The 20,204-nt window shown below is 43.3% G+C and carries 15 protein-coding genes; 2 read left to right on the forward strand and 13 right to left on the reverse strand.

Annotated features, from left to right (window positions below):
• A complete protein-coding gene (locus RG47T_RS00180; RefSeq protein ID WP_171972449.1) occupies positions 1 to 1,173 on the forward strand; it encodes a glycoside hydrolase family 43 protein in 1,173 nt (390 codons plus the stop codon).
• Positions 1,174 to 1,621: 448 nt separating this feature from the next.
• Here RG47T_RS00180 and RG47T_RS00185 read toward each other — a convergent pair whose 3' ends face one another.
• From RG47T_RS00185 to RG47T_RS00195, 3 genes are all read right to left on the reverse strand, one after another.
• The gene (locus RG47T_RS00185) at positions 1,622 to 2,932 is read right to left on the reverse strand and encodes a carbohydrate porin (protein WP_074487314.1); all 1,311 of its coding nucleotides are present in this window, start codon (positions 2,930 to 2,932) and stop codon (positions 1,622 to 1,624) included.
• Between the two features lie 130 nt (positions 2,933 to 3,062).
• Entirely contained in the window at positions 3,063 to 5,765 is a 2,703-nt protein-coding gene (mgtA, locus tag RG47T_RS00190) for a magnesium-translocating P-type ATPase (protein WP_074487315.1), read from the reverse strand.
• Positions 5,762 to 6,184, reverse strand: coding sequence for a manganese efflux pump (locus tag RG47T_RS00195; RefSeq protein ID WP_074487316.1), 423 nt, complete (start codon positions 6,182 to 6,184; stop codon positions 5,762 to 5,764). Before RG47T_RS00195 ends, mgtA begins: the two co-directional genes overlap by 4 nt.
• Between RG47T_RS00195 and RG47T_RS25875 the strand changes: the two genes are divergently transcribed.
• Entirely contained in the window at positions 6,183 to 6,506 is a 324-nt protein-coding gene (locus tag RG47T_RS25875; RefSeq protein WP_074487317.1) for a hypothetical protein, read from the forward strand. The two genes, RG47T_RS00195 and RG47T_RS25875, sit on opposite strands and share 2 nt — an antisense overlap.
• A gap of 260 nt (positions 6,507 to 6,766) precedes the next feature.
• Here RG47T_RS25875 and RG47T_RS00205 read toward each other — a convergent pair whose 3' ends face one another.
• The 10 genes from RG47T_RS00205 to RG47T_RS00250 all read right to left on the reverse strand — a co-directional run bounded on the left by RG47T_RS00205 (position 6,767) and on the right by RG47T_RS00250 (position 20,124).
• Positions 6,767 to 8,134 (reverse strand): sensor histidine kinase, encoded by a 1,368-nt coding sequence (locus RG47T_RS00205; RefSeq protein WP_074487318.1) that lies wholly within the window; start codon positions 8,132 to 8,134, stop codon positions 6,767 to 6,769.
• The gene (locus tag RG47T_RS00210; protein WP_074487319.1) at positions 8,131 to 8,814 is read right to left on the reverse strand and encodes a response regulator transcription factor; all 684 of its coding nucleotides are present in this window, start codon (positions 8,812 to 8,814) and stop codon (positions 8,131 to 8,133) included. The genes RG47T_RS00205 and RG47T_RS00210 overlap by 4 nt, the downstream gene beginning before the upstream one ends.
• 5 nt (positions 8,815 to 8,819) lie before the next feature.
• Positions 8,820 to 10,202: a magnesium transporter gene (mgtE, locus tag RG47T_RS00215; RefSeq protein WP_074487320.1), complete on the reverse strand. Its 1,383-nt coding sequence runs from the start codon at positions 10,200 to 10,202 to the stop codon at positions 8,820 to 8,822.
• Positions 10,203 to 10,420: 218 nt separating this feature from the next.
• Positions 10,421 to 10,942, reverse strand: coding sequence for a DUF4269 domain-containing protein (locus RG47T_RS00220; RefSeq protein WP_074487321.1), 522 nt, complete (start codon positions 10,940 to 10,942; stop codon positions 10,421 to 10,423).
• Positions 10,943 to 11,007: 65 nt separating this feature from the next.
• Positions 11,008 to 11,880 carry a helix-turn-helix transcriptional regulator gene (locus RG47T_RS00225; RefSeq protein WP_083627235.1) on the reverse strand — a complete coding sequence of 291 codons (873 nt, stop codon included), beginning with the start codon at positions 11,878 to 11,880 and terminating at the stop codon, positions 11,008 to 11,010.
• A 17-nt stretch (positions 11,881 to 11,897) separates the two neighbouring features.
• On the reverse strand, positions 11,898 to 13,316 hold the full coding sequence (locus tag RG47T_RS00230) for an aldehyde dehydrogenase family protein (RefSeq protein ID WP_074487323.1): 1,419 nt from the start codon (positions 13,314 to 13,316) through the stop codon (positions 11,898 to 11,900).
• Between the two features lie 443 nt (positions 13,317 to 13,759).
• Positions 13,760 to 14,098, reverse strand: coding sequence for a transcriptional repressor (locus RG47T_RS00235; protein WP_074487324.1), 339 nt, complete (start codon positions 14,096 to 14,098; stop codon positions 13,760 to 13,762).
• A 59-nt stretch (positions 14,099 to 14,157) separates the two neighbouring features.
• Positions 14,158 to 15,354: an efflux RND transporter periplasmic adaptor subunit gene (locus RG47T_RS00240; protein ID WP_074487325.1), complete on the reverse strand. Its 1,197-nt coding sequence runs from the start codon at positions 15,352 to 15,354 to the stop codon at positions 14,158 to 14,160.
• A 2-nt stretch (positions 15,355 to 15,356) separates the two neighbouring features.
• Positions 15,357 to 19,733: a CusA/CzcA family heavy metal efflux RND transporter gene (locus tag RG47T_RS00245; RefSeq protein ID WP_074487326.1), complete on the reverse strand. Its 4,377-nt coding sequence runs from the start codon at positions 19,731 to 19,733 to the stop codon at positions 15,357 to 15,359.
• Between the two features lie 76 nt (positions 19,734 to 19,809).
• Positions 19,810 to 20,124, reverse strand: coding sequence for a DUF6660 family protein (locus RG47T_RS00250; protein WP_074487327.1), 315 nt, complete (start codon positions 20,122 to 20,124; stop codon positions 19,810 to 19,812).
• Positions 20,125 to 20,204 lie beyond the last annotated feature (80 nt).

Genomic DNA, 20,204 nt, shown 5'->3' on the forward strand with positions numbered 1-20,204 from the left:
ATGAGTAGGTTTTCTTTCATGCCAGTAAAGGGCTTTTTATATAAAAGTGCATTTTTTGTCTTACTCTTTTTAATTTTTAATACCACACTGAAAGCGCAGGTTGTAACTGATGATGAACGCCCGGCATTTGCCGATTCGCCTAATAAAAGCGTAAAGAACGGAAATATCCATGCGTTCAGCTTTAGGAATCCGATCATACAGGATACAACCATTGCCATGCGCGACCATTTTATTATCCGGGTTGGTAACAAGTGGTATTGTACGGGCAGTTCGCTGCCTGTATGGACAGGCCCTAATCCCGGAGTGCGCTTGTTGGTTTCTGACGACCTTGTTCATTGGAAACAGCAGTCGTGGCTGATCGATGCATCCAAACTTTCCCCGGAGTGCCCATATAATGGACGGTTCTGGGCACCAGAGATCCATTTAATCAAGGGGAAATTTTGGCTTACTGTAAATAGCGGTAAGGTTACGACACAAGACCCGAAAGGGATGGCCAATCATAACATCTGGCTTTTTAGCGCCGATAATGTGACCGGTCCTTATAAATTAGTTAACGGTCCGCTAACGCCGCAATACAATAACGATGCAACCTTATTTGAGGATTCTGACGGCCAGGTCTACTTGTATTGCAGCGGAAACGGTTTGTTCCAGGCGAAGATTGATTTGGAGAAGGGGGAAATTATTGGAGAGCTTCAAAAATTTAGAACTGCCCGCGAAAGTATAAACCCACGTTGGATGTGGGGTGGGATTGAAGGCCCATTTGTATTGAAAAGAGAAGGTATTTACTATATGTTTTTTTCTACCTGGACAAGAGGCTATGAGGTAGGGCTGCTGAAATCCAAATCGCCTATGGGGCCGTGGGATTTAGCATCAAACGAGCCAATATTTGGCACACGTAAGAAAGCATACCGGGGTGAAGTAGCGCGTGTTGCAGGTGGTTTTGAAGACTCGAAAGACCCTTATGCGGAAACTGGCCACAACGCTATTTTTGAAGGCCCGGACGGAAAGTTGTGGAGTTCATGCCATTATATCTTTTATAAAGGACAAAAATTTCCTGGGTTAAACGAAATGGAGGAACCTAAACCGCAGTTAGGTATTGAGCCGCTATACTTCAGAAACGGATTATTTGCCATTGACGGGCCGACCTGGACGGAGCAAACAATTAAGTATTGATCCCGAAAGTTGTGTGGCCACATATGTTTCAAGGTTTCTTGTCCCAAAAGCACGAATGATAACAAGAGACCGCTGATATCAGGAACTCTCAAAAGAACGGATTGAGAGACTGAAAGCTTTGCGTCTTCACCAACACCATGGTGAAACGCAAAGCATCGACTCAGCTTCTTCTGAGCCCTTTAATGTTACCCACATAATAAGTGTCCTGGGCACCAAGGTAGCCAGGGTGAGGATGAGTTTAAATTATAAACAATTGATAATTAAATCTTTTATGGATTAGAAAAAAAAGTTAAATATTTGCCAATATCTAACAACAGAGTTCCGCTGAGCCAATTCCCCGGTTTAGCAACCTGCAATGATTAATCTAAATTCAATCTATTAATTAAGTTGTAGGAACGATAATTGGTTGGCAATTTTGGTCAGCAACCTTTAAGAAACTATCATAGCCTTAAAACTCAACATGAGCCCTCATCCCCAGAACATTTACCGGACCCCGGTCTTTATTATAAGCTGGATTGATGATAAACTGGCAATCCGGCGACAACCATAATTTATGCTGATAGGTATTCATCTTATAATAAAGTTCAGCGATCATCTCCGGTGCGTAATTTAACTTTCCATCACCAATCAAGAATCCGTACCCACCTGCGGCTAAATAATCACGGTGGGGTTTCGACAATCCATTACCTATAAAAGCAAGGCCTAATTCATCATCAATACGCTTCCAGGAAGTACCTTTCAATACGCCGCCAAAAGTAATAGAGTGGTCTATTTCTGTAAAATACCAGGTTTCGGTATGGCCATCATTCCAGCTTGCTTTAGCGAATAACCCAAAATCTTTACTCAAATACTGGTCGGCGCTGACACCGAAGCCATATTTATGACGTCCATAGGCTTGCGTTGTATCTACGTTTGGGGCAACAGGATTTAGATTAAGCGCCTGCTGGTAATTACCCATTTTTCCGTTATTCCTAAAGCCCAAAATTCTCACAGTTCCCTTTTGTCCGTTTATGCTATATCTTTTTTCGTATTCCAGGGTTTGTGTGTTGGCTTTGCCAAGTTTGGCATCCCATATCGCACCGTTTGCCTCCGTGGTTGACATGGTGAAGGCAAATCTTAAAGTCCAGTTCGGTTGCCCAAATTCCGCTGTTGCGCCGATAACATAACCGCGTGTGTTGGCAGGATAATCCCAGGCCGCATTATCCATCAGCGCCCAATTCATGAATTGCGCACGGGGATCATGACTAAATTCGTTACCGTCGAAAAAATCGGCCATTCCATATTTGCCCACGGCTATTGAGAAGTAGCGTTTACTTTTTATACCGGCTAATTGATTTACGTCATCTGATAAAGTGTCTTTTTCAGTACCCCATTCGAACCGCTGCTTGAGGTAAAGCCGGGCAATGTAGATCGCCGGGGATGCGCTCCCGACACGGAAGGTTTCCCCGTTTGGAAAACCTGCAACGCCCAAAGTCCTGCTTAATCCTGCACCGCCGGATAATTCAGGATTAAAATACACTTCGGCCCCCTTCCATAACTTCGCCCCGCCGAACAAGGTAGTGGTGATCGAACTCTGTGTTTCAGAACCGGTAAGTAAACTATTCGCGCCGCTATAAGCTGCACTGAACGTAGGTTTGTATTGGGTAATAATCGTTTGCTGAAAGTGCAAATTAAAGTGTTGCTGTTTTACAGTATCTTGCGCAAAGGTAAGTTTAATCGTGCTCAGCAGTAAAATGGTGATGAGTATGTATTTCTTCATAATGTGTAATTTGACCTGTATATTTAATAATTGAGTTACCGATGATGAAAATAATTCATCAGGTAATCGACCAGGAAAACGAGCAGGGCCATACCGATGATAGCCCATACCCATTGTTTGTTTTTCTTGCTTAAAGCCATTGACTGAATTTTTTAATGAACCATGTTTTAACCAGTTGGGTTAACAGGCAGTAAGTAAATAACATGCCGATCAGCCATGGAAAAAAGGACAAAGGCAGTGCTTGCATTTTAAAAGCTGTTGCAAATGGCGAGAACGGAATAAATATCGCGATGGCCATAATGGCTGATGTTAACGCCACCACCGGTGCTGTCGCCCAGCTTTGGATGAAAGGAATCTTGCGGGTACGGATCATGTGCACGATCAGTGTTTGCGATAACAGACTTTCCACGAACCAACCGGTTTGAAACAAACTTTGGTGCGCCGGGCTGTTAGCTTTAAAGACAAACCACATCACTGCAAAAGTGGCATAATCGAAAATGGAACTGATCGGGCCGATGAACAGCATAAACTTACTGATGCCCCTGGCATCCCATTTTTGAGGCTGGTTAATGAAATCGGTATCCATGCTGTCCCATGGAATGGAGGTTTGGGATATATCATACAATAAGTTATTGACTAAAATCTGTATCGGCAGCATGGGCAAAAATGGCAATAAAGCACTCGCGCCTAACATACTGAACATATTGCCGAAGTTGCTGCTGGCTGTCATCTTGATATATTTAATGATATTGCCAAAAGTCCTCCGGCCATAGATCACCCCTTTACGCAAAACCATCAGGTCTTTTTCCAGTAAAATAATATCCGCGCTTTCTTTGGCGATGTCCACGGCGGTATCCACAGAAATTCCCACATCCGCATCACGCAGCGCAGCCGCGTCATTAATACCATCACCCATAAACCCTACGGTATGCCCTTTAGCTTGTAAAAGTTTAATGATCCGGGCTTTTTGGATGGGACTCAATTTGGCCAGGATACTGGTTTCATCCAGTTTCAAAGTCAGTTCCTGATCGCTCATCTGTTCCAGTTCCTTACCGGTTAGTACGTGCTGTAGCGGAATGCCTACATCGCGACAGATCTTTTTGGTAACCACCTCGTTATCGCCTGTCAATACTTTAATGCTTACGCCTAATTTCTGAAGACCCTCGATGGCTGGTTTGGCAGACGGTTTGGCCGGGTCAAGAAAGCCGACGAATCCTGTCAATACCATATCTGTTTCGTCGGCAACAGTGTAAGTCAGCGGTCTTTCATCGTATTCTTTAATGGCGACCAATAACACACGGAGACCTTCCTCATTGAGTTTGTGCGAAGTATTTAAGATCAGTTTGCGCATGGCATCGTCCATCGGCACGATCTTGTCGTTCTCGATATGCAGTTGTTTATCTTCTCCCGGATCAAAGGCACGGGAACAGAGGTCAAGCATTTCCTCAACAGCTCCCTTACAGATCAATAAGTGTTTCCCGTTCTTTTCTTCCAGGATCACGCTCATTCTCCGTCTTTGGAAATCAAAGGGTATTTCGTCAATCTTGGTAAACGATTCATCCGCCTTGACGCAGCTATGGATCTCCGCATGTTCCAGCACGGCGACATCCAACAAGTTCTTTAGCCCGGTTTGGTGGAAACTGTTCAGGTAGGCCCATTTCATCACTTCATCATCCTCGTCTCCAAAAACATTGAGGTGTCTTTCCAGTACGATCTTATCCATTGTCAGCGTGCCGGTTTTGTCTGTACACAGAATATCCATCGCCCCGATATTCTGAATGGCATTTAACCGTTTAACGATCACCTTACGCTTGCTCATGCTTTTAGCGCCTTTCGCTAAATTGGCCGTAACAATCATCGGCAGCATTTCAGGCGTAAGGCCAACTGCTACAGAAATGGCGAACATTAATGCTTCAAACCAGTTGTGTTTGGTCAGTCCGTTGATCAGGAAAACCAGCGGCACCATCACCAGCATAAAGCGGATGAGCAGCCAGCTTACTTTATTCACTCCTTTATCAAAACTGGTTTCGTTGCGTTTGCCGGTGATGGCTTTCCCTATTGTGCCGAAATAGGTAAGGTTACCGGTAGTTACCACGATAGCATGTGCCGTACCGCTCACCACGTTGGTACCCATAAAGCAGGTATTTTCCAGTTCGAGCGGCGACTTTATATCGGCATCGGGAATAGCTAACTCACGCTTTTCTACAGGCAGGGATTCCCCGGTCAGCATTGCCTGGCTAATAAAGAGGTCTTTTGATTGAATGATCCGGCAGTCCGCAGGGATCATATCTCCGGCGCTTAAAAAGACGATATCACCGGGAACGAGGTCTATAATATTGATCTCGAATTTCCCCTTGCCTTGGCGTAAAACGGTCGCCGTGGTTTTGACCATGCTCTTTAATTCTTCCGCAGCTCGGTTACTGGTGTATTCCTGCCAGAACCGGAGCAGCGAACTGAGCATGACCATGACGCTCACCACGATTACCGTTTTAAAATCTCTTTCACCAGGTGCCGCCATCAGCACATCCATCACAAAAGACACACCAGCCAGGATGATCAAAACTGCGATAAAAGGGTTTAGAAAAGCCTTAAATAACTGCACATACCAGGCGGGGGCCTTTTCGTGCTGAATTTCATTCAGACCGAATTTTCCTTTCTTATTGGTCACTTCAACCTTACTTAGTCCCTGTTCACTACTTTGCAGCGTGGTATAAAAGGAGGTGGGATCTTCTTTCGACACCTGGCGAAGCAGGGTAACCGCGGCTTCGTCAAATCCTGATACCGCACTGCTTCCGGGAATTTTCAATTTTCTTGTGGTTTCTGTTAAAGTCATTGGATGTTATGCTTAAATAGTTCAATAATCAGGAGTACGTTTCCGGTCATCAGCAGAAACACGGACACCGTGTTTAGGTATTTAAATGTTTTTTCAAAATGATATTTCCCCAGTAATGCGCCTACAAGCAAAAAAATAGCAGTAAAAACGAGCAGCGAAAGGATGAATACCAGACGGTCAAGATGGAGCCAATTCAAAGCGCAGCCAAAAGCAAATACATAAACCGCAGTACCTAAACCGATCTCCAGAAAGTACTGGGTATCTAATAAAACCTGCTTAACTGTTCCGTTTTTACTTTTCAGTTCCTGTGCCATCTTCATGCTTATTGAAAACAATAGGCCGATTGCTATCAGTTGTTCCTGCCCGGATAGCATAGGTTTGGTATACAAACCGAACCACTTGCCATAGAAAAAGACCATGTTCTGGATGATAAAAAGTAAAAAGAACAGCACCAGCCAGCGTGGAGGGCGCGCCGCTGGTTTCGGTGCTTCCAACCGGGACGCCCCGAAAATGGCTATTTCGTTGCCGCTTACGAACGCGATCACCAGGTTATCTGCCGCGACCCCGGCAGCAATAAAAATTATAGCGATGTTACAAATCATTACCCTGGTAATTAGCTTGATTCTTTTTCATCAGCAATCCGTTGGTAAAACAGCAGAAACGCTGAAGCTCAATACCGCTGATACCGCGCTGTCAAATACCTTTGCCGGTTTCTGCTTGTGCCTGGAAAATGAAGAATAAGGGGTATTGGTAATAATTAAAATGGCGTGTTTTTTTTCTTTTTTACGCATGACGATAGTTTTGTCCCGGTTTGCAGGACTGCGTAATTAAGCGGCCCTGAGTTTAGCGGGAGATAAATAATTGATAATTTGTACTCGGACCAGTATCCATGTTTGTTTTGTTTGATAATTTCTTTGTGAAATGCAATGCAAAGTTAAATCACCGCCAATAGATTGGCCGTTAGAGAAGTCTTATAAAAGTATTAGAAAACTATTAGAATGTTAAATGTGGGGAAGCTCTACCGTAAAAGTAGTGCCTTCGTTTCGTTGGGAAGAAACGGTGATCGTGCCTTTGTGGAGTTCTATGATCTTTTTGGTTAGAGATAACCCGATGCCGTTACCGCCCGAAAATTGCTGATTAGAACCCCTGTAAAAAGCTGTGAATATATGGGGAATCTCTTCGGCGTCCATCCCGATGCCATGATCCTGAAACCGCAATATGGTTTTTTCTTTAAAATAGTTGATGGCAACTGCCACTTCTTTATCAGCCGAAAATTTACATCCGTTTTCGATGAGATTAATAAAAGCGACTTTCAACAAATACTCGTTCCCCATCACCGAAATAAAATCATCATCTTCAATTTCTTTTTCGAAAATAATATTGATCCTGCAGCCGGGCTGATCATGCAAAGCATCATTGCGGGCATCCAGAATAAGTTCGTCCAGCCGTAGTTCTTTAAAACCAATTTCTGTATGGTCATAGTTGGCTTTTGCCAGGTCGAGCAGGCTATTGGATAACCTGACTAGTTTTTGCGCATCACTAATCGCATGATGTATAGCGTCCCTGTAAAATTCATTACTTCTTTCCTTATCTGCTGTAACCTGAAGCTCAGTCAGCATCGCGGTAAGCGGAGTTCTCAACTCATGTGAGATATTGGAAACAAAATCCTTTTGCGCATCAAATGATTTCTCTAACCTGTTCAGCATCGCGTTAAATGTCACTGCCAGTTCTGCGATCTCATCCTTTCCATTACCCTCTTTGATGCGCAGGTCGAGGTTAGTAGCCGTAATTTCTTCTACCTCATCTACCATGTCTGACACCGGCTTGAGGGCCTTGCTCGAAAAAATATGACCAGCGATATAAATAAAAATGATGGACACAAAAAATGCAATGATTAAGGTATATTTCAAGTTACGCAGTTTGGCATAGCCGTTTTGGTCATTTGCCGCCGACGTAATTACGTAATCTTTCGAGTTAAGCTGATAAAATATTCCGACGACCTGCATATCGCCCTGGTAAAACCGGATCTGTTTTTTGGACACGATCTCATCGATCATGTGACGGGTTTCTTTTACCTTATCGATTTCAACGGCATCATGGTATAACAGGTGAAAAGAAGTGTCGTATATGGCCACCTCTTCCTGAAACTGTGCATTGGGTGAGTGCTTGTAGATCAATTGAAGAACCTGCGGCTGAACTTTGGCGTTCAGCAACAGATTGGCCTTGGTAATGGCAGTATGACTTAATGAACTATAATATTCATCCTCTCTATTTTCTGAGAAAGAAAAATAGACAACTAACGCAAAAGCCAGCAACAGCGCTGCTATAATGCCTGTAAAAAGAAAGGTAAGCCTGCTGCGTATCGTCATTTTTCTATTGCGAAAATAAAACCAAGTCCTTGTTTGGTATGGATCAGTTTATCGGTAAATTCCCTGTCGATCTTCTTTCTCAGGTAATTGATATAAACGTCGATAAAATTAGTCCCGGTATCAAAATGGGTATCCCAGACTTTTTCAGCGATCTCTGTTCGGGATAATACCCGCTCGCTGTTTTGCATCATATATTGCAGTAATTTTAATTCTTTTGGTGTAAGTCTTATTGGCTTACCCGAACGGTTAACGGTTTTGGTTTGATTATTCAATTCCAGATCGGCATAACGTAAAATATCAGGCAGAAAAACAGGGCTGCCTACCTTGCGGTTCATTACCGCCCGTATTCGAACCAGTAGCTCCCTGAAATCAAAAGGCTTAACCAAATAGTCGTCTGCGCCTGCATCGAAACCTTCCACTTTATCGTCAGTCGTTCCCAATGCAGTCAGCAAAATTATGGGCATGTCCGGTTTGGCAGAACGTACCTCACGGCACAGTTCAAGACCTGTCAGTTGAGGCAAAATAATATCGGAGATCAGTAGGTCATAATCATGCTGCAAAGCCAGTTTTTTTCCATTTAAACCGTCGTAAGCGATCATAACAACATGTCCCTGTTCTTCCAAGCCTTGTTTAACCAGGCTGGCGATGCGCTCTTCATCTTCTACGATCAGTATTTTCATCTGCTTTATTTTAAGATCGTACCATGTAACACAACGGCCGCAATGCTAAAATAGATCACCAGTCCGGTAACATCGACCAATGTTGCCACAAATGGGGCCGAGGAAGTCGCTGGATCTTGCTTTAGTTTTTTTAAAACGATCGGTATCATGGAACCGCTTAATGTACCCCACATCACTATGCCGATTAGTGAAAAGAAAATGGTGACTGCCATCAATAACCAGTGTGTCCCATAGTCATACCAGCCTAACTTTTGCCAAGCTGTGATTCGGAGGAAACCAATCGCACCCAAAATAATGCCTAGGGAAATACCGGATAATAGTTCCCGTCGTAATACATAAAACCAACTCTTAACAGTAAGTTCACCCACAGATAGTGCCCTGATGATCAATGTAGCCGCCTGTGAACCACTGTTACCACCGCTGGAAATTACCAGCGGAACGAAAAGTGCCAGTACGACAGCTTTGGCTATTTCTTTCTCAAAAAAGCCCATCGCAGTAGCAGTAAACATTTCACCGACAAACAGAATGATCAGCCACCCGGCACGTTTTTTAATCAGCGATCCAACAGACGTTTTTACATAAGGGTATTCCAAAGACTCAACACCCCCAAATCGCTGTATTTCCTTTGTGGTATTCTGTTCTGCAACATCGATCAGGTCATCAATGGTCAAGACGCCAAGTAGAACATTTTCTGCATTGGTCACTGGCAAAACTGTTCGATCATACTGTTTGAAACGGGAAATGGCTATGTCTGTAGAATCTTCGATTTCAAGTTTCACAAATGACCAGTCCATAATATCATGGATCGTTTTTGAACTCTCGTTCAAGACTAATCTTCTGATCGGCATATCATCGATCAGCTTTCCGTCTTTATCAGTTATGTAGATCACGTCTGCTGCGTCAGAATCTTCATGGTTAATGCGCAGGTGATCTATTGCTTGTGCAATCGTCATTTCCTGGTTCAAGGTGCAAAATGAAGTGTTAACCAAGCGTGCGACACTTTGCTTAGGATAGCCGAGCATATCCTGTGTAGCTTTACGGTTCTTCTCGTCCAGTAGTTCCAGAAAAGTTGACCGTTGCAAACCGTTGAGCGCACTGTAAAAAGTATAACGGTCGGTGGAGTTTAAGCGGTTCAGTAAAAAAACTGCTTTTTCTTTTGGCATTGTCCTGACTACATTTTGTTGCAGGTAAGCACCCAAGAAATTAAAAAGTACCAATTGCGAATGCTCGGGAAGTTCCAAAAAAGTTTCTACGGCAGATTTTATTGGCAGACCATTGAGCATGTGCGCAACTTCCGACGGGTGAATTTGTTCCTTATTGTGGCCGGAAAGCATGGATATCAGTTTGCTTGGTAACAGCTTGTCTTTAAGTTGTGCTAAATTAATCATAGGTTGATGTTCTGATAATTTATTTAGGATACCAACGGGTCTATATATTGTTTTTAAAGATAGATAAAAGGACTTTAACGTTTGTTATTTACAAACTAAGGCGAGGCAGCGATCAGCCTCACGTTCAGTTTCTAAAGTGCATACTGGCCAGCCTTGTAAAAATAGCCCGTAAGAGCCGCGGCATTCCACGCCTCTTTTAGTAAAACTAATAGTTTGGCTTAATCCATCCGAACTTTTAAAAGTTCCTGATACGGATTGCCCTTCAGGCCTAAGATTTCAGCAAATGCAGGCTCGGTTTTATAACCTTCCAGTTTAAGTGCTATAACTTTTAACCTAAAATCCAGACCGTTTTTTAAGAGTAACCTATACTCGATTAGCATATGTAAGTAAGCATGCTGTTTTTGGGTTGGAATATTTTGACCAAAAATTTCTATTTCGAAATCATCGATAAAAAAAATAGCCTTTACCGAACCGAATTTCTGATTCCGGGAAAGTTCAAATCCCTTGCTCTTTCCAAATAGCGAAAAAAGGGTATTGCTGAATTCTTGCTCATCTCTCATGTAACATATAATATCCAAGTCACTGGTTTCAATATCAACCTCAATTGGTATCGTGCCTACTAAGATCGGTTCGAACGCAGCAAGCTTTTCTAAAATTTCATGGTTTGAGAGTACCCTAAAAGCTCGTTTTTGTTTCTCTGAGCCGGTCTTCAAATAGTAGATGTTCAGGAAATTTATCATTTAAAAATCTTAATTATTGTAACTTAACTGGATTGCGAATAAATATTATGTGTTTTAACTGGTATTTAGAGAGGGCTTAGATCAAGCTTCCGCTTGGCATCTTCGCAAAATTTAGACGGGGTTATGCCAAATTTAAACGTAAAAGCTCTGGAAAAATGGGACAGATCTTCAAAACCAATATTGAGATAAATTTTGGAAGGCGAATTTTCAATCCTTGATAACAAAATTTTCGCTTCTTCAAGTCTGCGATTGAGCAACCATTTTCCCGGGGAAGTGAAAAATGTATTGATAAAATCACGCTTATAACTTGCCAGACTTCGTCCGCTCAAATATGCAAAGCGGGAAAGGGGAAGGTTATATCGAAAGTTCTTTTCCATAAACCCTGCAAGATCACTTTTTACCGGCACTGAGAAATCAAAAAGTACATTTTGAAGTTCTGGCTGCTCTTTTAACAGGATGAATAAAATTTCCTGCACCTTCATATCTATGAGCTGCCTGTTTTCTCCCTCGTTAATTTCACTATATGATATTAATGAGGAAATAAGCGATTGGTAAAGCACAGCTTTTTTAAGCAGGATAACGCTGGGCCCCGTAGGCTGGCTTCTGGGTGAATAGCCATGGGCATCCGCGAATGAACGCAGCATTTCTTTTCTTAGCACAACGCTTAACGAGCGGTAAGGTATAGATTTATTGGCCTGTTTGATATACTTGATCACCCTATTCTGGCGCACAAGCCGAAAACTGCCTGCCGGATAGTGGGAAACTTTATTATTCTGTTGGATTTGGAGACTGCCTGAAATCTGGTAACTGAAAAGGATCTCTCCGGTATACTGTTCTCCTGAAAAACTATTTGTGTAGTAAACGGCCGTATTTATTTGTTTAGATTCCTGCATTGCGATAACCTGGCGCATAAAAAGAGCCTCCTTTAAAGACCTCATCGAAGGTGGCTGCTAAATTAATACAATGTAATCACTTTTGGTTCTACATACGCCTCTATTCCATATTTCCATGATGTTCTGCCTATGCCTGATTGCTTAAACCCACCAAACGGCGATTTTGATTCCTTATTTACAACGGTATTAATGAGCACCCTGCCAGCAAGAATTTGAGAGGAAACACGATCGAGCCTGCTTTTATCCTGTCCGCTTAAGTAGGCAGAAAGACCATAAATGGTATCGTTCGCAATTTCAATTGCTTCCGCTTCATTGTCATATTCAATCACCGAAAGCACAGGGCCGAATATTTCCTCACGCTCAATTTTCATTCCTGGCTTTACACCAGTAAATATTGTTGGCCTTACATAATAACCGTCCAAGCCTTTTGGGTTGCCAAGGCCACCTACCAAAATTTTTGCACCCTCAGCTATCCCTGACTTGATGTAATCTTGTACTGTTTGATACTGTTTTTCACTTACCATTGGCCCAATGAAACTATCGGCATCTTGTAGATTACCGATCTTTAGCTTTGAGGCTGCTTGGATCAATAAATTCTTAATTTCAGCAGCTTTCAATTTCGGGATTATTAGTCTGGTTCCCGCATGACAGGCTTGCCCACTATTGCTAAATGCAATGTTCAACGCCATAGGAATTGCCGTTTCCAGATGAGCATCATCCAGGATGACATTTGGTGACTTGCCTCCAAGCTCTAATATTACTCTTTTCATCGTGCCTGCCGCTGCACGGTAAATGATTTTACCAACTGCGGTAGAGCCGGTAAATGTAACAACGTCTACGTCGGCATGTTCGCTCAGGGCAGATCCTACTTCAGCACCCGTCCCGTTTAAAATATTTATAACACCCTCTGGCACATTCGCCGAGGCAAAACATTCAGTCAGGATTTGGGTTTGAGCAGCGCTCAGCTCGCTGGGCTTAACAACAATTGTACAGCCAGCGGCAATGGCAGGTGCAAGTTTACCACAGATGTGTGTGTAGTCTGCATTCCATGGCGTAATTGCAGCTATTACCCCCAAGGGTTGTTGGATGATTTGGGCATGATCTAATGTTTGTGAAAATTGAAATTCTTCCATGGCAGCCTTCGTATCTACAAAAATCTGCGCAGCATATACTGTTCGTGCATTAGTTGCACTAATTGGGGAGCCGTATTCGTTTATAGCGACTTGGTTTAGTTCGTCCCTTCGCTCCAAGATAGCCTGATAAATTAGGTCGAGTATTTCACCCCGTTCCTTAATGGTTGTTTTGGAGAATGTTTTAAAAGCTTTTTTTGCGGCAGCAACGGCAATTTCTACATCTGCTGAATTTGCGAGGGTTACTACGGAAGCTTGTTCGCCATTTTCCGGATTGTAAAGTTTCATAACTTTCTGGCCCATGGGAGTCCGGAAGTTTCCGTCGACAAAAATTTTATCTATTGTTTTCATTTCTCTTTATTTTGTAGGAGTAAAATTATCTTAAATGAAAAGAGAATGGTTGACTGAAAAGCTCAAATAGACTTGTCCGAGGAGTCCAATATGCGGCAAATCTACGTTGTAAAACATATTCAAAATATAACCGCCATTGGGCCAGGCATACTTTTGGCAACCTTGCGCGCAACACCTGCAGAAAAAGGAAAACCGATGTGGCATTAGCACTTAATCACATTGACCAGGCTCGAAAACAGCTGATATTTATTTAGCGAAAGACCGGGCAATTATTGACGAGGTACAATTAGCTGTATCACATTTGTAAAACACATATAGTTATGTAGTGAAGCTTTAAAGTGAACTGTTTAGTAGGAAAATAAAAATTAAGTATCGCCAGCAAGGCTACACCTACATCAGCAATAACGGCTTCCCATAGATTCGCGACACCACTTGCTCCAGGTTCAAATTAAGCAGGTAAGCATTGCAATCGTAGTGCATTTATTTCTTGCATCGGAGTATAAGCCTTTTACTAACAAGCTTGCTTCCTGCCGTTCATACCCACTTGGTAGCTTCACTTCCGCTATCTGCGTTTTTGGCAAACAATGGGTTTCACCGCAATTGGTACAATAGAAATGCACATGCAGGTCATGGTGTCCTTCAGTGGTGCACGATGGCTGGCAGATCGTAAACTTCGTAATGCTGATACCATCATCTATACGATGCACCAACCCATGTTCTTCAAAAGTCTTTATAATGCGGTATAGTGTAACCCAATCTGTTTTTTCGAGGCTTAACTCCATATCAGTAAGACTTACCGCATTAGCTTTTCCAGTAAGCTATTTTCCAGTTCTTTCATCAATTATTCCTCCTCTGCACCACCCGATGCTTTTGACTGTAAATAGAATGCGCCTTTCAGGGCAACCTTTGTGGATGCAGGCAGGTCTTCAAGGTTTTTAATCTGTACATAACCCAACTCAGTTACACCGGTTGTTACTTCGGCTTTTTTAAATTTCAACAAATTGCCTTTATCTGCTTCTGAAACAACTACGAATATGAATTGCTTACCTTCCGACCGCACCACCGCATCAACAGGTACCGCCGCCGTCAGGCGGCTGCCCGTACTGATCAAGGCTGTAACATACATGCCTGGGATTAGGTTCTTTTGCTCCTTATTATTGATGACGGCATGTACAGTAACACCTTTGCTTTCATTTTCAAAAGATTTATTGATGCCGTTGATTGTTCCGGTAATGAGTTGGTTTTCCTGGTTTGTTAACTGGAAACTTACTTTCTGTCCTACTTTGACATGCATCAGGTCTTTTTCAAATACTGTAAGGTCGCAGTGTATTTTAGAATTATCTACCACCTCCATTATGGAAGTACCTGGCTGAACAAAAGCACCGGTATTAGCGGTGATTTGGCCGACCGTACCGCCGATAGGTGACAATACAGGGAACTGCGAAACGATATTTCCGTTGTCAATCCTGCCCGGCGAAATCCCTAACTGACTTAGCTGGCTTTCATAAGCGGTGATACGGGAACGCTCGGCATTATAAGTAGCTTCGGACGACTGGAAAGATTTGCCTGTACCTGCACCAGCCTCCTGTAGCTGCTTTTGTCGGTTGTATTCTGCCTGTACATAGGTGAAATTGTTTTTGGCTGCCAGGTAGTCTTGCTGTATTTTAATCAGGTCCTGGTTCTTAATAGTAGCCAATAACTGCCCGCGCTTAACCTGTTGTCCTTCAATAACGCTGATGTGATTGATGATACCACCCGAAAGGATACTTACGTCCGCTTTGTTTTGAGGCGGTACGGCCAATTGGCCATTGGCCTTGATCACCGAATCCAGGTTCTTTTGCGCAATTGGTCCGGTTACAATGCCAACAGTCTGCATTTGTTCCGCTGTCAATTCCAGACCATCAGGCCTTTTGGCTTCCGTGCTGCCTTCATTTTCTTTCTTGTCCGTTTCTTTTTTCCCGGAATCACCCGAGCAGGATGCAAAGGCGACCATTATTAAAAGGGCAGCCGTAAAATGTTTATATGTTCTAATGTTCATAATTATTCTCCTTTAATAAATTTTATCTGAATGGCTGATTGGTTCAAACGGCTAACCGCTTCGATATAGGCTAATTTGACCTGTACCGCTGCGGACATATTCTGAATATACTCGATGTAGCCAATTTCGCCCAGATTGAAAGATACCTGAGCGATCCGCAATTGTTCATCAGCCTGTTTTAACCCGCTTGCCAAATAATAGTCAACTGATTGCTTGAATTTAAGGTATTGCTGCAATTCTTGTTCGTATTGCAAACGTACCTGTGATTGGGTGTTTTGAAAATTGGTTTGCGCAACCTGGGCAGACAGTCGTTCTGATTTTACCCTTGCACGGTTCGCGCCATTGAATAGCGGAAGCGCAACACCGACCTGTATCCCTGCGATATGTGTACCGGGCGAATAGTCACGGTTGATATTAGCGGGGTTAAAGCCGGAAATTACCAGCTGTTGATTATATCCTAAAGTGAAATCCGGTAAACCCTTCGATTTTTCAACAGCGACTCTTGCGTTAGCCACTTCAATGTTTTGCAGATCGATATTTACCTGCGGGTTATTAGCCACGTTTATCGTATCCGGCGTAACTGGCAACAACATAGATAATTTGCTTTTAGCGATTACTATGGGTTCGGAAGTATTCAATAATTGCTGTAAAACCAGTTCATTACTTTGCAGATCGGCTTGTGCGGCTATCTTCAAGGCTACAATTTCCTGGTACTTATTCCGTGCGCTAATCAGTTCAAGGTTAGAGGTTTCGCCAGTTTTAAACCTGATCTCCGCTTTTCTTACAAATCCTCTGTAAACGCTATCCTGATAGTCCAGGATGCGCAGTGTTTCCCTGTTCAACACATAAGCATACCACGCGCTCCGTACCTGTCGTGTGATCTCTGTACGTGTTAAGTGTCGGGAACGTTCTGCCAGCAACGATTGCTGATTGAACAGTTTGCGTTGGTTTTTATATAAACCAGGCCAGGCAATGGTTTGCGTAATGCCAATGGCATTATCCATATTGCCACCGCTGGTAGGGTCTTGTGTGACCATCAGTTCGGTTTTTGGAATGTCCGCACCTGATTTTTGCAAAGCCCTGGCCTGTTCAACGGATAAGCCCGCAGACCGAATTTGCAGGTTGTTTTGCAAGGCTTTGCTTATCGCGCTGTCTAAGGTCAGCGGTATTCGGCTTTGTGCATTGGCGTTTCCTTGCTGGCAGAGGCCAAATCCAATGATCAGCAGTATCGTAACCAGTGCTTTGGGCACTTTGATCTTTTCAGTTTCCTTGCGATTGAATAAGAGGTAAAGGCATGGAAGTACAAATAGCGTTAAGAATGTAGCGGTAATTAAACCGCCAATTACAACTGTTGCGAGAGGCCGTTGAACTTCTGCACCTGCACTGGATGATAAAGCCATTGGCAGGAAACCTAAAGAGGCAACGGAAGCCGTCATCAATACCGGGCGCAGCCTCGTTTTCGTACCTTCTAAAACGCGGTCGTAAATATTACTCATCCCTTCTTCCTTTAACTGGTTGAAATATCCGATCAACACAATGCCATTTAGTACGGCAACGCCGAACAAGGCGATAAAGCCCACACCTGCGGAAATACTGAATGGCATTCCCCGTAGCAACAAAGCAGCCACACCACCCATTGAAGCCAGCGGAACCGCAGTAAATATGAGTAAGCTTTCCTTAACCGAGCGGAACGTAACGTAAAGCAGCACCAGAATGAAAAGCAAAGCGGCGGGAACTGCATTTAGTAACCTGGCTTTAGCAGCTTGCAGGTTCTGAAACTGCCCCCCGTAGGTCAGGTAATAACCCGCCGGAAGCTTTAAAGCGGTGGACAATTTCCCCTGTATTTCTTTAACAGTTGTTTCCACATCGCGGCCCTGTACATTGAAACCTACATAGATACGTCTTTTGCCGTTTTCACGAGAAACTTGTGCAGGGGCATCTTTAAAAGATATATCGGCCACCTGGCTTAACGGTACTTTGTTACCTGATGGTAGCGGCACTAACAGGTTCTCAACGCCCGAAATATTTTCCCGCAAGTCACGGTTCAAACGAACGACCATATCAAAACGCTTTTCACCCTCGAACACAACTCCTGTGACACTTCCGGCGAAGGCTGTTTTAAGGATCATATTCACATCACTGATATTTAAGCCGTACTGCGCCATTTTATCACGATTGTAAGCGACTTGTATCTGTGGCAGCCCGCTCACTTTTTCGATATAAGGTTCGCTTACACCTTTCACAGGTGTAAGCAGTTTCGCAAGCTTTTCTGCCTGGACAGCCAGTATATCAAGGTCGTCACCATATATCTTAATCGCTACATCCTGCCGAATGCCCGTCATGAGTTCATTAAAACGCATTTGCATCGGCTGAGAGATTTCCACGTTGATACCCGGAATAGCGGATAGCGTTTCTTCCATCTTTTCGATCATTTTTTCTTTGCCAGACGCTGACTTCCATTCGCCTTTAGGTTTCATGGCCAGCATCATATCGCCCTTTTCCATAGGCATGGGATCGGTTGGTATCTCCGAACTGCCGATTCTGGTAACTACTTGTTTGATCTCCGGGAATTTGTCTTTTAAAAGCTTCTCCGCTTTACCGAAAGTTTTAACCACTTCAGTCAATGAAGTACCCTGCATCATCGATATTTCCACGGTAAGATCGCCTTCTTCCAAAGTGGGTATAAATTCGCCACCCATCCGGCCAAATGCCCATATCGCAATACCAAATACGATGAAGACAACAGTTACGGTAATTAACTTAACCTTTAGTACTGTAATTAAAGCGCGTTGGTAGATTTGCTGTAAAAACTCAATGATACGGTCTGATATATTCCGCTTGTGGACAGTTTTTTTACTCAAAAACAAGGCGCTTGCCATTGGTACGTAGGTGAGTGAAAGGATGAACGCGCCCAATATGGCGAAGGCTACTGTTTCCGCCATTGGGCGGAACATTTTACCTTCAATACCTACAAGTGATAATAAAGGCAAGTACACGATCAGAATGATGATCTGTCCGAATGCCGCTGATTTCATCAGCTTACCGGCACTATCCCGAACCTCAACATCCATTTGTTCGGTCGTTAGTTTTTCAACCCCTTTTTGCCTGTAGCTGCCTGTTGTAATGTGATGCACTACGCTTTCAACGATAATAACTGCACCATCAACGATCAGTCCAAAATCTATAGCACCTAAACTCATCAGGTTTCCTGATACACTGAATAAGCGCATCATGGAGAAAGCAAACAGCATAGCCAATGGGATTACAGATGCCACCACTAATCCTACCCTTAGATTGCCTAAAAGCAACACTAACACAAATACGACGATCAATGCACCTTCTAATAGGTTGCGTTGTACTGTGCCGATAGCACGGCTAACCAGTTCAGTACGGTCAATGAACGGTTCGATGACTACGCCTTCCGGTAAAGATTTTTGGATCTGCACCATTCGCTCCTTGACGTTTTTAATAACCTCGCCAAAGTTTTCGCCCTTCAGCATCAGAGCAACCCCCGCAACTACCTCGCCTTCACCATTTCGGGTTACTGCACCGTAGCGGGTTGCGCTCCCAAATTGTACAGTGGCAATGTCACGGACCAATATGGGTGAGCCTTTGGTATTGGCAACTACGATCCGGCGAATATCGTCGAGGTTCTGCACCTGACCCAGCCCGCGAATAAAGTATGCATTGCGTTGTTGTTCAATATAAGAACCACCGGTATTTTCATTGTTCTTTTGCAGGGCCTCATACACCTGCGGTATCGTAATCCCTAACGAGTTGAGCTTATCATTGTCTAAAGCGATTTCATATTGTTTTACATAACCGCCCCAGCCGCTTACTTCTGCAAGGCCTACAGTTCCGGCTAATTGAGTTCTTACGATCCAGTCTTGGATAGTACGCAGATCAGTAGGTGAGTATTTATTTTCATACCCCTTTTTGGTGTGGATTACATACTGGTAAATTTCACCAAGCCCGGTGGTAATGGGTGCCAATGTCGGTTCGCCTAAGCCCGAGGGGATGCTGTTTTCAGCCTCTTTTAATTGGGCATTCACTTGTTGCCTTGCCCAATAAATATCAACGTTGTCTTTGAAAACAATGGTAATAACGGATATGCCTGAACGGGATATAGAACGTTTTTCAATGATACCGGCGATATTAGCCATTGATAATTCTATAGGAGCGGTAATGAACTGTTCTACTTCCTGTGCGCCCAGGCTGGGCGCTTGCGTAATGATCTGTACCTGGTTATTGGTGATATCGGGTTGCGCATCAACCGGCAGGTTGTATGCTGAATAAATACCCACCAGTACTAACACCAGTGTCATGATCCCGATAGCTACCTTGTTCCGGATAGAGAACGCGATAATCTTATCAAACATAAATTATAAAAAATTAATACGAATACTAAAAAGCCATGCAAAGTTTATTGCAGGCGGAAACATTTAAAAAATCGTATTAACCTATTTGAGGGGGTTGCCAGATTTTGATTGGCTGCTTTTGTATGGCAGGAATGCCGTAATCAGGATATTCACGTACTACTTGTTGTGTATGAATGGCGGTAGTGATTGTTGCCGTTAATTGTCTTGCTGTAGAGCAGCATTGACAGGTACAAAACGGGGGGCAAGTTTCCTGTCCTCTTTCATCATTTGTGGAATGACTTTTTTGTAAGGTTACATGAATCACACTCGCGATCATATCTTCCCTGTCCTGGCAAGGTAATAATGCCAGCAGGGTAAAATAAATACTGAATATGAAAGCGATGTATTTCATTCGATACAAAGGTAATGAATTACTTTGCACATTTATATTGAATGCTCCGGTTCAATAAGCAACTGTCTAACTAACTATTT

Origin of the sequence: Mucilaginibacter polytrichastri (genome assembly GCF_001911425.1) — a bacterium.
Taxonomy (GTDB): domain Bacteria; phylum Bacteroidota; class Bacteroidia; order Sphingobacteriales; family Sphingobacteriaceae; genus Mucilaginibacter; species Mucilaginibacter polytrichastri.

What these genes read in the sequence shown, in the direction of transcription:
- RG47T_RS00185 (WP_074487314.1), bottom strand. Translation starts at nt 2,932, where the DNA reads ATGAAGAAATACATACTCATCACCATTTTACTGCTGAGCACGATTAAA.
- RG47T_RS00240 (WP_074487325.1), bottom strand. Translation starts at nt 15,354, where the DNA reads ATGAACATTAGAACATATAAACATTTTACGGCTGCCCTTTTAATAATG.
- RG47T_RS00210 (WP_074487319.1), bottom strand. Translation starts at nt 8,814, where the DNA reads ATGAAAATACTGATCGTAGAAGATGAAGAGCGCATCGCCAGCCTGGTT.
- RG47T_RS00220 (WP_074487321.1), bottom strand. Translation starts at nt 10,942, where the DNA reads ATGATAAATTTCCTGAACATCTACTATTTGAAGACCGGCTCAGAGAAA.
- RG47T_RS00245 (WP_074487326.1), bottom strand. Translation starts at nt 19,733, where the DNA reads ATGTTTGATAAGATTATCGCGTTCTCTATCCGGAACAAGGTAGCTATC.
- RG47T_RS00195 (WP_074487316.1), bottom strand. Translation starts at nt 6,184, where the DNA reads ATGGTCTTTTTCTATGGCAAGTGGTTCGGTTTGTATACCAAACCTATG.
- RG47T_RS00235 (WP_074487324.1), bottom strand. Translation starts at nt 14,098, where the DNA reads ATGGAGTTAAGCCTCGAAAAAACAGATTGGGTTACACTATACCGCATT.
- mgtA (WP_074487315.1), bottom strand. Translation starts at nt 5,765, where the DNA reads ATGACTTTAACAGAAACCACAAGAAAATTGAAAATTCCCGGAAGCAGT.
- RG47T_RS00205 (WP_074487318.1), bottom strand. Translation starts at nt 8,134, where the DNA reads ATGACGATACGCAGCAGGCTTACCTTTCTTTTTACAGGCATTATAGCA.
- RG47T_RS25875 (WP_074487317.1), top strand. Translation starts at nt 6,183, where the DNA reads ATGTTCTGGATGATAAAAAGTAAAAAGAACAGCACCAGCCAGCGTGGA.
- mgtE (WP_074487320.1), bottom strand. Translation starts at nt 10,202, where the DNA reads ATGATTAATTTAGCACAACTTAAAGACAAGCTGTTACCAAGCAAACTG.
- RG47T_RS00250 (WP_074487327.1), bottom strand. Translation starts at nt 20,124, where the DNA reads ATGAAATACATCGCTTTCATATTCAGTATTTATTTTACCCTGCTGGCA.
- RG47T_RS00225 (WP_083627235.1), bottom strand. Translation starts at nt 11,880, where the DNA reads ATGAGGTCTTTAAAGGAGGCTCTTTTTATGCGCCAGGTTATCGCAATG.
- RG47T_RS00230 (WP_074487323.1), bottom strand. Translation starts at nt 13,316, where the DNA reads ATGAAAACAATAGATAAAATTTTTGTCGACGGAAACTTCCGGACTCCC.
- RG47T_RS00180 (WP_171972449.1), top strand. Translation starts at nt 1, where the DNA reads ATGAGTAGGTTTTCTTTCATGCCAGTAAAGGGCTTTTTATATAAAAGT.